This window comes from Burkholderiales bacterium (assembly GCA_035560005.1).
Classification (GTDB): domain Bacteria; phylum Pseudomonadota; class Gammaproteobacteria; order Burkholderiales; family Eutrophovitaceae; genus DASRFY01.
In genome coordinates this window covers 1-12,878 of the sequence record DATMAN010000023.1, presented here as the reverse complement: position 1 = coordinate 12,878, position 12,878 = coordinate 1, and the positions used below count along the sequence as shown (strand labels likewise).

Annotated in this window: 4 protein-coding genes; all 4 read right to left on the bottom strand. The window is 65.9% G+C overall.

The window, feature by feature from the left end; all coding sequences use genetic code 11:
• Positions 1-285: hypothetical protein (locus VNM24_02380; GenBank protein ID HWQ37445.1), on the bottom strand; the 285-nt coding region annotated here is incomplete at its 3' end.
• A gap of 8 nt (positions 286-293) precedes the next feature.
• Entirely contained in the window at positions 294-1,073 is a 780-nt protein-coding gene (locus tag VNM24_02375; GenBank protein HWQ37444.1) for a hypothetical protein, read from the bottom strand.
• Positions 1,074-1,223: 150 nt separating this feature from the next.
• A complete protein-coding gene (locus VNM24_02370; GenBank protein HWQ37443.1) occupies positions 1,224-2,576 on the bottom strand; it encodes an HlyD family type I secretion periplasmic adaptor subunit in 1,353 nt (450 codons plus the stop codon).
• An 11-nt stretch (positions 2,577-2,587) separates the two neighbouring features.
• Complete coding sequence (locus VNM24_02365) at positions 2,588-12,775, bottom strand: putative Ig domain-containing protein (protein HWQ37442.1); 10,188 nt, start codon at positions 12,773-12,775, stop codon at positions 2,588-2,590.
• Positions 12,776-12,878: the final 103 nt, after the last annotated feature.

Here is a 12,878-nt window from a genome sequence, read left to right as displayed (position 1 = left end):
CTCAAACAGCGTGGCGGCAAAACCGCTGGCGTCCGCCACACCCGCAGGGTCTGGGGGAGCATCGCTGCCGTGGTAGTGAGCAATCGACCAAGTGTTCCGATTGCCGTAGATGTTCTGCGGATCGAACAGATACTGCGCAATGGACAGGGGAAGGCGGCCGCCGGATTGCGTAGGATCGGAAGCCTGGGCCGCAAAGGTCGCACCATCCCACGGATTGGTACCCAGGCGCACATAGGCGGCCGTCGCAAGGGCGGCGTACTTGTAATAGTCAAGAATCGTTGCCATGGTCCCCCCTACTTCACCGGTTTGAGCACGTCTCGGTAGATAAGCCTGTTGTGCCTGCTGTTCGGCCCACCATCGGGCCCATCGCACGAATAAGGCACTTCACCGAGGCCTACAAAGAACCAAGGCGGCCGGCGCCCGTACACCACGTAACGTCCAAGGACTTCACCGGAAGCCACATCCGTGACCACAGATTCTTGGCGCGTGATCTTGTGGGCAGCACGCGTTCCGTAGATGTCGGAGCTGTAGTGATACCGCGCAGTGGGGCGATCCAGCTTGGTGATGCGCCAGCTCTCCCCCTTTTTCGGATATACCAGCGCCTCGGTGCGCTCATCGAGCCTCACCCGGATGACGTCCTGCGCCGTGGCGTCCTGGCCGGGATTCTCGTGCCCGTAGCGCGCCAGCGCCTGGCGCACGAGTTCGGCATCTCCAAAGGTCAGACGTATCGCCCCCTTGCCCTCTCGGGAATAAGACTCGATGAAGCGGTATCCGCCCGGTCGAACCAGATCGAGCGTGGCACCGGTTGCGTTGTAGAACCCCTCGACCTCCACCGTCTTGTAGATGAAGAGCCCGGCGTCCTGCCTGCACAACCGCCCGAAGTTCCAGGCAATCCACAGCTCCTCGGCGATCGGAGCGATGTAGAGCAGCAAAAAAAGCGGCACCATCGCCCACCACGCACGCTTCCAGCGCCGCCTGAGCCAGGCGCCAAAGGCAACCAGCACCCAGGTGCCCACGAAATAGATCACCGCCAGCAGGACAACGCTAAAGAGGCCGATGGAGTAAAACCTCATGAGGGGCAGCTTCGTTCGAAACCGGTGTGCCTTGCGAAGGTGCCAGGCTCCCTCCGACCGATTGCGGGAGCATGTCTTGCGCGCAGCCGCCGCAGGCGTGCCTTGCAACACTGCGCGCGGTTCGTATCGTTGCGGGCGCGCGGGCGAATTTCAGCGCTCGCGCGCAGCTTCGTGGAAAGCCTTCTGCACCGGCGAGAGCACGTACTCGAGCACGGTGCGCCGGCCCAGCCTGATCTCGGCGTTGACCTGCATGCCGGGAGAAAGGCGGTGGACGAAGCCGTCGCGCTCGAGCCGCTGCGATTTCAGATCGACCAGGGCCCGGTAGCGGAATTGCTCCTGCTGCGGGTTCGGGGCGCCAGCGGGCAGTTGCGGGTGCGAGGCGTCCGCGCTCACGTGCACGATGCTGCCTTCCAGCATTCCGTATTTCTGGAACGGATAGGCCGCGAGCTTGAGCGCGACCGGCTGGCCTTCGCGCACGAAACCGACGTCGTCGTTGGCGACCCACACTTCCGCGCGCAGCGGCTCGTCCAGCGGCACGAGCGTGAAGAGCACCGTGCCGGGCTGAACGACCGCGCCCACGGTGTGGGTGGCCAGTTCCTTGATGACCCCATCGGCCGGGGCACGCAGCTCCAGCAGATCGTGCCTGAGCGCCTGCTTCTGCCACATCTCTTCCAGTCGTTTGACTTCGGCCACGGCTTCTACGCGCTCGGCTTCCAGCTTCTGGTGATAGGCGGAAGCGATCTGGGCGATGCGCTGGTCGGATTCCCGCATGGCGGCACGCAAGGCGGCGATCGCGTAAGTGTGTGCTTTGAGTTCCTGTTCGTTTTCGATTCGCGCGCGCTCCCGGTCCAGCGCCAGGAGCTTGCCGGCGAAGCCTTCCTCGGCGAGCTGCTTCCAGCCTCTTTCCTGCGCCTCGTAGATGGGCGCGGTTTGCCGCAGTTTGGCTTCGCGCTCCATGGCGCTTCTCAGTTCCTGCTCGGCCCGCGTGCGCGCGCTGCGCTGGGTTTCCAGGGCGTCGACATAGGCGCGGCGGTTGGCGTGCAGTTGCGACAGCGTCTGGGCGAAGAGCTCGGGCGGGTCGCCGGCGCTGCGCCGCAGTTCGCGACCGGACAGTTCGGCCTCGATGCGAGCAAGCTGCAGCCTTCGCAACTGCAGCTCGTTGCGGATCTGGCGTTTGTCCGCCTCCGAAAACGAAGCATCCAGGCGCGCCAGTACCTGCCCGGCCTTCACCTGCTCGCCTTCGCGCACCAGCAGCTCGCGGATGATCCCGCCATCGGCGGGCTGAGCCACCTGAAGATAGCTGCGCGGCACCAGGCGTCCCTGCGCAACCGCTATCACGTCCAGCCTGCCGAGCGCCGCCCACGTGAGCGTGGCGCCCAGCAGCGCAACCAGCGTCCAGACCACCGCACGCGGCAGCGGCGAGGGCGCGCCGGTCTGCAGATCCAGCAGGTGCGGCGAGAACTCGAGCAGTTCGCGCCGCTTCGCCGCCGCGTTATCGGCCACGGGGTCCGCCTTCAGCTCAACCGGATCTGGCCCTGCTGCAGCTCCTGCAGGGGCCGCAGCATCTGGGCGGCCGCGCCGAACTGGACGGCGTTGAGCACGTCCTGGGCGGGAAGTAGCCCGATGCCCGAGAGTGTGCCGTGCAGACCGTACCGGTAGGCGAGATCGCCGCCGATGGCCGCCGTGTCGCTGGACACCAGATGCGCGTCGAGCAGCGCATTGGTCAGCGCCCAGTTGCCCACCTGACCGCCGGCATCGAAGGCGGCGACGAGCTGCGCGAAGTCGAAGCTCTGGACTTTCGAGCTGAGCAGCGGATCGCTCGAGGTCGCGTCGAACTCCGCCATGGCTTCGGCGATGATCTGCAGGTTCGCCACGCTGCGATTGCCGCTCGACGCATACCAGCTGGCGAACGTGATCCGGTCGGCTGCCCCGATATTGAGCACCAAGCTGTCGCCGTTGCGGCTAAAGCTCAGATCGGCGTAGCGGATCCCGCCGCCCAAAGACAGCGTGTTGTCAGCGCCCAAGCTGGGGCCCACCGTGTCCTGACCGTCTCCCAGGTTGAAGGCGATCACGTCCGCCCCCGCGCCGGTGCCCAGCGTGTCGTTGCCCAGCCCGCCGACGAAAAGCTCGTTGGCGCCGCCGCCCGCGATCGCATCGGCGCCCGCCCCGCCGTCGAGCAGCGCGTTGCCACTGCCGTCGGCGAGCACGTCGTTGCCGCCACGCCCTTGCAGAATGTCGTTGCCCGCGCCGCCCGACAATGCGTTGGGAGCCGAGTTGCCCGCTAGATAATTGGACGCCGCGTTGCCCGCCCCGCTGAGCGCGGCGCTGCCGAGCAGGATCAGGTTCTCGAGATTCGCCCCCAGCGCATAAGCAACCGAGCTGCGAACAGTGTCGTTGCCTTCCCCGGCGTTCTCGACCACGAGGGTCGTGGCGCCGTTCACGACGAAGGTGTCGTCGCCACGGCCTCCGCTCAAGATGTCGATCCCTCCCGCGCCATCGAGCACATCGTCGCCGGCAGCGCCGTTCAATGCGTTGTTGCCGCTGTTGCCGATGAGCACATTGTTCAGCGCGTTACCCGTTGCGCTCAAGCCGGAGGTTCCCGTCAGAGTCAGATTCTCGACGTTCGCGGCAAGCGTGAGGCTGACTGAACTGCGCACGGTGTCGCTGCCCTCGTTCGCGAGTTCCGTGATCGTGTCGGAGCTGCTGTCCACGATATACAGGTCGTCACCCGTCCCGCCGGCCATCGTGTCCGCCCCCGAACCACCGGCCAGCGTGTCGTTGCCGGCCGCGCCATCGAGGACATCGTTGCCCGCGCCCCCGCTCAGCACGTTGTCGGCCGAGTTGCCGGTCAGGACGTTGGCGGCTGCGTTGCCCCTGCCGTCGATGGCTGCATCGCCGAGCAGCGTCAGGTTCTCGACGTTGGCGCCCAACGCGTAGCTGATAAAGCTGCGGGCGGTGTCGGTGCCCTGGCCCGAGGTTTCGATGACGACGTCGGCGCTGTTGTCGACCACGTAAACGTCGTTGCCCGCGCCGCCGGCCATGCTGTCGCCGCCCGCGGCTCCATCCAGAATGTCGTTGCCGGCGCCGCCGCTCAAGGTATTGCTGGCGGCATTGCCCAGAAGGACGTTGTCCAGGCTGTTGCCGATGCCGCTGATGGCAGCCTCTCCGGCGAGGGTGAGATTCTCGACCTCGCTTGTGAGCGTGTAGCTGACGGTCGAGTAGACGAGGTCGGTGCCTTCCGCCGGGTTCTCCACCACGACGTCTGCCGCGTCGTCGACGTAATAGGTGTCGTTGCCCGGGCCTCCGATCAACGTGTCGGCACCTGCGGCGCCGTCGATGAGGTCGTTGCCGGCTCCCCCCATCAGCGTGTCCGGTCCGGAGGTGCCGGTCAGCGTGAGGTGCTGCGAACGAACAAGGAGGCTGAACTCGTCCCATACCGCCGCGCCGGATGAATCGGTGGCCGTCACCCACACCTGAAGCGATCCCACGTCGTCTTCCCCGGCAGTCCCGGAGAACGTGCGCACCACCGGGTCGAAAGAAAGCCACACCGGCAACGGCGAGCCCTCGGCAAGGCTAGCCGAGTAGCTCAGCGAATCTCCGGCGTCCTCGTCCGCGAAGGCGCCGGCGCCGAAAGAGAAGCTGAACGCGGAGCCGGCGGTCACGCTCTGATCGGCCAGCGGTGTCGCCACGACGGGTGCGTCATTGGTGTTGGCCACCGTGACGTCGAACACATCCGACACCGAGGCCCCCGCAGTGTCGGTGGCGGTCAGCTTGAGACCGAGGGTGCCGACATCGGCGTTGCTCGGCGTGCCGCTGAAGGTCCCGGTCGCGGGATCGAACGCAAGCCACGCGGGCAGCGCCGAGCCGTCCGTGAGGCTCGCGCTGTAGGTGAGCGCGTCTCCCGCGTCGATATCCGCAAGCGCGTCGGCCGGCACCACGAAACCGAACGCAGCGTCCTCCATCACGGCCTGGTCGGCGAGCGGCCTCACGACGACCGGAGCATCGTTTTCTCCCGTCACCGTCACGGTCACCGTCGCACTCGAGGTGGCGCCGGCAACGTCGGAGACCGTGTACATAAAGGTGTCGGTCGCCGTCTGGCCGCTGCGCAGGCTCTGGAACAGCGCTCCGGGATCGTAGGTCACGGTCGCGCCCTGCAGCATGACCCGGGCGCCCGCAGCGGAATCGGTCACCGCGCTGACCGAAAGCGTATCCGCGGGATCGGCATCGACGTCGTTTTCCAGCAACCTCGCCGGTGGCACGCTCACTGCGCCCGCGTCCTCTTGCGTGGCGATCGCGTCGTTCGCCGCCAGCGGCGCGCTGTTCGAGCCGGCACCCGCGCCCGTGATCGTCACCGTCACGGTCTGCGTGGCCACCCCGCCGTGCCCGTCGTCGATCGTTATGTCGTAACTCTGCGTGCGGATCTGGCCGGCCGCGAGGAAGGCAAGGTCCGCGTTGTTCACCTCGAAGCGCCATCCCACCTCACCGGCGCCGGTGCCGGTGCTGTCCTGGAGCAGTTGCGCTGCGAATGTTCCGAGGTAGCCCGAGGCGGCCGGCGCCGCGCGGACCACGTGCGCATCGCTCAGGTCCACGTCGAAGAACTGAACGGTGCCTTGCGTCCGCTGGATTTCCTGCACCACGTCGACCAGGGATGCGGCGCGCACCGAGATGTTGTCGAGGAGCCAATAGTCGTTGTCGTTTCGCATCACGAAGCTGAGCGAAGATCCGCCCGCCGCGCCGCTCACGGTGTACTGGAAACGGGTGTACTGCGACAGCACCACATCCACCAACGAGGTCACTACGGTCCCGTTCCAATGCACGCTGAACGAGGCGCCGGGCAGAGCGACCGGCGTAAGGCTCGCCAGCCAGAACTCCAGGAAGTAGGTCTGATCGGGCAGCGATGACACGCTCTGGGAGAGCACGTCGGTCGTGCCCACCTGTCCGGAGGCGACGGAAAAGGTTCCGCTCTGAGGCGCAATCCGAGCAACCACGGTGGAGTGCGGATAGTAGGGATAGGCGAGCGTCAAGCTCCAGCCCGAGAAATCCCCGGTCTCGAAGCCGCCGTTGACGAGCAGCGAGTCACCGACGGGCACGTACGCCGGCGCGCTGCCGTCTTCGCGGATGGTGCCTGCGCTCTGGGCAAGCCCGAGGACCGGGGCATCGTTCTGTCCCTGGACCTCGATCTGCAGCACTGCTTCGGCGCGGGTCAAGAGGTGGTCTTCGACCGTATAGCCGAATGCCTCGATATGACGCTCGTCCTGCGCGAGCGATTGCCCGGTTGCGACGTCGAGGGTGTAGGTGTAGTTGCCGTCCTGCGCAAGGCTCAGCGTGCCGTAGCCCCCGGCGTACTGGCCCGCGTTGCTCACGCGCAGGATGGCGCCAGGCTCCGAGTCCACGTCGTTCGCCAGCACGTTGCCGGTCACGCTGCCGGCGTCTTCCTGGACCGAGGTGAAATCGTCCAGCGCCGTGAGGCTGTGGTCGGTTCTTGCCGAGATGGCTGCCTCGTCCAGCGCGCTTGTGTCGCCGAAGACGATTCGGCGAACCCGCTCGGGCGACGTGAACCAGTCGGACAGTGTCATGCGATCGGCGCCGCCGTTCAATCCGATGGTGAGATCGTCGCCGTTTCGCGCGAGCGTGATGTCGGCCGCGCTAAAGCCGTCCGCCACGCGCACGACGTCGAAGCCCCCGTGCTCGCTCACCACCGTGTCGGCGACGGTTCCCGTTCCGAAGTGGTAAGTATCGTCGCCCGCACCGCCGATGAGCACGTCCTCACCGGGGCCGCCGGCGAGGCTGTCGTTGCCCGCGCCCCCGAGGAGCACGTCGTCGCCACCACCGCCCGAGAGCAGGTCGTTGCCTTCGTCGCCGGAGAGCCAGTCGCCGAATCCGGAACCGGTGATGCGGTCATCCCCCGCACGACCCGCGATGACATAGCCCGTGTTCGGCGCATAAACGCCGAGGTCCGCCGCGGTGACTTCGATCACGTTGTCCGCGGTCTGCGGATCGAGGCTCGCCTCCGGCGCGATGCGATCGAGCAGGGCCTGGGTGGAAATCACCGTGCCGTCGGCGAACCGGAATTGCTCCACGCCGCTGCCCAGGCCGTCTTCGGCGTGCGGGAGCAGGAAACGCGCGCTTTGCCCGCCGCCCAGTTCGATCTCGATGGCGGCATAGGTTTCGATCGACCCGCTGACGGGCGAGCGCCAGGGAACCTGCACCAAGCTCGCCCGCAGGTTCTCCTGCGTCACGCGCTCGGGCAACGCGACCGTATCGAGCGCGACCACACCGGCCGCATACAGCGGCTGCAGCGCCGCGTAGTCGTTCGCCCCGGTGACGGGAAGTGCGGGCAGCGGCTGGATGTACTCCACCCGCTCGGGGTGTGCGCGCACATAGGCATAGAACGCCAGGTAGTCGTCGACGTTGTCGATCCTCGGATAGTCAGCTTCGTCCACGAGGGCCGGATCGACGAGCTGCGCCAGGTCGAAGACGACGTAGTCGGCATCGAAAGGGGCGCTTCCCGTGGGACCGGCATGCGCGAGGTAGCGCCCACCGTGCTCGTCGCGGAACCGCCAGTTCGCGATGCCCAGCACGTTGCCGTAGTACCATGCCTTGTAGGCGTCTTTCGCGTCAGCGCTGTCCGTGACGACATCGCGACCGCTCTCGCCGTCGCGGAAGGCGAACGTATTGATCTCGTCCGAACCTTGCAGCAGATCGTTGCCGTCCCCGCCCGCCATGTACGTGCCCCGGGCCAGGAGGTCATCGCCGGTTCCGCCCAGCAGCACGCGGCCTTCTTCGAGCCGGTCGTTTCCCGCGCCGCCGTACTGAAAGCCCGCGCGAAGCACGACATCATCGCCCGCGCCGGCGTCGACCATGCTCTCCGTGTAGCCGTTGCCGTCGATGGTATTGGGTGAGTCGCCGGCGCGAAGCTGTGCGATCGTGCGCGTGGTCTGTTCCTGAAGAAAGTCGCTGGCGATGTTCGCGGGCGCGGACGTGGCGCTCAGGTAGGGGTTGCCGGTGGCGTCGGGCGGCTGGTCGGAGAGCCCCGTGATCGTCCCGGTCGAAGTCCCCGAGAATTCGGTGGTGCGGTTCTCGGTTGCGAAGACGAAATCGCCGTCGGTGTAGCCGCTGTTGGAGATGCGGGTGATCGAGGTGCCGGAGGGCGCACCCCAGGTCGCGGCCAGCACGACCGCCGCGGTCGAAGTCTCGGATGTCGCCCCGGACGGAAGGAGGATCTGCGCATCGTCGGTCAGGACGATGTGCTCGACGATGTGGACCTGGCGGTCCCAGACGATTGGCCGGGGCAGCGACCAGGCCTCCGAGTGATGCTGTTGCGTGAAGCTGCCCGTGGCGCCCGTCAAGAGGTTGCGGTAGTCCGTGGTGATGAGCTGGTCGATGATGCTGACGTGCGCACTGATGCGGCTGCCTTCGAGCGAACGGTAGCGCAGCCGATCGGGCCCGCTGAACGCGAAGCCCTGGTTGCGATACTCGGCTGCGAGCTCCGACCGGATGGTGTATCGGTAGTCGTCCCACAAGGCCTGCACGGGGTCGGCATCCCGCGCCTCGGTCGCCTGGACGAGCGCATCGACCGTCGTGGTCTGGCCGGCGCTGTCTTGGATTGTCCAGGTCTGCGGCGCAGCATAGTAGCCTTCGATGCGCACGCCGTCGGAGGTGCCACGAACGGTGATCCTGAGATCCTCGCCCACGCGACGGGCGGAGAGGCTGTCAAAGGCGAGCGTCTCGCCCAGACGCAGCGTGCTTCCTTCGGCGGATGTATCGACGAGGGTATCCGCACCCATCCCCCAGTCGAAGACATAGGTATCCGCGCCGTCTCCGCCGACGAACCGGTCGGCGCCCGCGCCGCCATCCAGGACATCCGCGCCGGAGAGGCCTTCGATGGTGTCCGCCCATTGGGTGCCAATGAGCGTATCGTCACCCGCGCCGCCCATGATCGGTGGCACTTGCAGCGCGTCGAGCACGGCGCGGTCGATGACGGTGCCGTCCTCGAACAGGAGGCGCTCGATGCGATTTCGCGCGTCGAGGAAATGCCCCTGGATGACGATGCGCTCGCCGCTGGCGGCAAGTTCGATGCGAAGGTCGCCGTTCGCGGCACGCTCGAGCGCGACGTCGGAGGGCGCGACGCCCGCACCGAACACGATCATGTCTTCGGCTGCGGTGTTGCCCTGGTCCACGATGGTGTCGGAACCGCTGTTTGCACCGAAAACATAGAGATCGGAGCCGAAGCCGCCCACGAGCTGGTCGTCACCGGCTCCACCGTCCAGAATATCGTCGCCGCTGCCGCCGATGAGAGTATCCGCGCCGAGGTAGCCGGAAAGCGCGTCGTTGCCCTCCCCGCCGTCCAACTGATCGTTGCCCGCATAGCCCGACATCACGTCGTTGCCCTCGGTGCCGGAGGCGGTGCGATCCTCGAACAGACGCAGCCCGAGGAGCTGCGCATGGCTTAGACTTGTCCCGTTCGAGAAGCGGAAGGAGACGAAGGAAGGCTCAGAGGTGTTTTGCGCCAGAAGCTCGTGCCCGCGGATCGAGAGAAAGAAATACTCGGTTCCGCCTTGCACAGTACGGACGAGATCGATGTCTTCCGCAGCAGTGGCATCCGCGAAGGACACGCTGTTGTGTCCGTCCGGGTCGTAGATCGTGTCCGCGGCATCGACGATATAGGCGTCGTCCCCGGGTCCGCCCTGAAGATGATCGCTGCCTGCTCCTCCGTCGAGAACGTCGTTGCCGCCGAGGCCGGCGAGAACGTCGTTTCCCGCCAAGCCGCGGATTCGATCATCGACCGCGGTGCCAACGAGCATCGGCGAGGATCCGGTCTCGCCGTTGTCGTCGCCGGCGGTGCCGTCGATGTCGAATCCCCGGTCCAGCACGTCCTGGTAGGTCATCGACGTGCCGTCCGCGAACTGGATCAATTCCAGGACCCGAGTAGAGTCCGGATCCTCGGGATCGAAGTCGGCGAAGCGAATCTGATCGCCGTTGCCCAAGTCGATCGTGAGACTACCGGTGCGGAACCTGAGGTCTTCCCGCGTGATACCTTCTCCCAGCGCGAGCACGCTGCGTTCGGCGACACCGTTCGGACCGGTCGAGGCATCGAAGATGACCTCGAGGCCATCCCCGCGTTCGAAAACATAGGTATCCTTGCCGGGGCCGCCTCTTAGCACGTCTTCGCCGGTACCGCCTTGGAGAACGTCGTCTCCCTCTCCACCATAAAGTTCGTCGGCGCCACTGCCGCCCAGCAAGACGTCGTCGCCCCTATTGCCCCACAGAACGTCGGCACCCTCACCGCCTTCCAGGAAATCGGCGCCCGAGCCCTCGGCCCCTTCGCCGTTATCCCCGGTCAACACATCGTCGCCGCCACCGCCCAGCAGGACATCATCACCCGCACCGCCAAAGGCTACATCGTTATCGGCACCCCCATCGAGCAGATCGTCCCCACCGTTGCCAAACAACCAGTCCGCTCCCGCACCGCCGTACAGAATGTCATGCCCTGCGTTCGCGCTGCTGCCGTACTGTGCGTAATCGTTGAAAACCTGTCGATAGACGATCGCGCCGGCGGTCGACTCGATCTGGCGCGTCACTAGCCAGCGGTCGCGATCGACTGCGGTGCCGTGCAGATCTCCGTCGAGGTTGTCGTCGCCGCCGCCTCCGGCCAGCACATCATCACCGCCACCGCCCATTAACTGGTCGTGGCCCGCGCCGCCGAGCACGATGTCGGCACCCTCGCCGCCGTCCAGCCATTCGCCTTGCAATCCGCTCGCAGCCTGGGTCTCGGCGCTCCTGACGCTTGCCGAGAGCGCCAAAGTTTCGACCATGTCGCCGGCGTAGATCTCGTCATCGCCTCCATCGCCAAACAGGAGGTCCCTTCCCGATCCGCCGGCCAGTCGATCCTTGCCATCTCCGCCATTCACGATGTCGGCATCCTCGCCTCCGAGAAGATCATCGTCGCCCTCCCCGCCATCGAGTCGGTCCAGACCGGCTTCGCCCGAGATCGTGTCCGCGCCACTCTCGCCGCCGAGCGCATCGGCACCTTCCCCTCCGAACACCAGATCGTCCCCGGCGCGAGCGTATACGAGGTCGTCCCCGCCGAGCGACTGGATGACATCCGGCCCTTCGCTGCCGTACAGGGAATCCGTGCGATCCGGCTCCGGTGTCGATCCGATCGGATTACCCAAGTCGTCGACCACGTAATAGGTCAAGGTGGCTGAGACCGGATTGTTCTGGGCGTCGTAGTTGTAGGAAAGGCCGATCAGTCGCCAGTTTTGAGGAAGCTCCGGCAGTGCGCCGTTGGCAGTGAGATTGACGGTGGTGGTGTACTCGTCCGGATGCACGTCGCCATTGATGGAGCGATATGAATCCGGCGCCGTGGGCGTCACACGCGCGCTGCCGAGCCGGATGCCGAAGTCGCCCTCGCGCCAGTCCTTGAGCAACAGGCTGCCGCCGGTTTCCAGGTCTACCCGCAAGTCATATCGGCCCGCTTCGTTGACAATCCTGGTGTAGACAAAACGTCCGTCGGTGCTGCGCCACTGAGTCCCGGACACCTGGATCCTGGCATCGGCGATAACGCGCACAAGGGTCGGAAGCAGGGTATCGCGAACCTCGTAACGCAATACACCCGCTCCGTCGACATCCACAATCGTGTCGTTGCCGTCGTGAGTTTCGACGTAGCCGAGCGTATCGTCCAGCCGGCGCTTGGCGTCGTAGACATACACATCCCTGCCGAAACCGCCTTCGAGATAGTCATCGCCTTCGCCGCCGGAAAGCACGTCCGGACTCGCTCCTCCATACAGCCGATCGTTCTTGTTGCCGCCCCGGACAAGATCGGACTGATCGCCGCCAAACACGAGCTTGCGCGAGCCCAGCGCAGGGATCGGCAGGCCGTTGTCGTCGGAAAAACTGGAGGTGTAAAGGCGGGCCTGGGAAGGCTGGTCGAGAAATTGCCGGTCTTCGATGTCGAAAACGACGTCCTTGTCCTGCGCATAGGCCGCCATCTGTACCGCAAGAAAGGTGGCCCGATCCTCGATCCACTGCTGGGTGAGCGAGCCGCTGCGCTGCACGGGATCGTGGAGGTCGAGCTCGCCTGCGGCGCCATGCAGATTCCGGTAATCGATCCCGGTCACCACAAAGGGATTGAGATTCTTGAGCGCGTACCGATAGGCGATGGCCGAGGCGCTTGTCGGGTCGGGATCGGTCGCGGCAAGCACCAGATCGTTCGCGCTCTTTCCGACCAGAGATTCAACACGCAGCATCGTGCCCCGCGCCTCGATCTGGTCCAGGCGCTGGATGAGTTCGAGAATCGCCGCGTGAAACGCATCTCGCGCGGCGATCGTTCCCTTCCCGTTCCAGCGGTCGAAGCCCGCCGCAGCGTCGGAAATCGGCAGTTGCAGACCCTGCTCGGAAAGGCGGCCGCCCGGGATCAGCAAGACATGCAGTGCTTCGAGGAGGGTTTCCTCGCTGCGACCGGCGATGTTCTGCGCCGCATCGCTCAGCTCCTTGATCCGGGCCAGCGTCAGGGTGTTGTCGAGCCGGTAGAACAGCGCCTGCAGCGCCAGCGCGTCCATGAGCTGCTCGATCGAATGGCTGTTGATCTCTGTGCCCACGCGAGTGGACTCGCCGAGCGCGCCGGCGCCAGTAACGATGCTGGCTACCAGGCTCGCGTCGTCTCCAGGAAGGCTGTCTTCCCCCTCGAGGTTGTGCACCACCGGTGCGGGCGCGCTCGCGGCAGTGCCGATGAGCGTCTTTAGCGCAGCGATGATTCCCGCGCTTTCCCGCTCCGCCGCCCCGGAGAGCAGCAGCGCTTGCGCG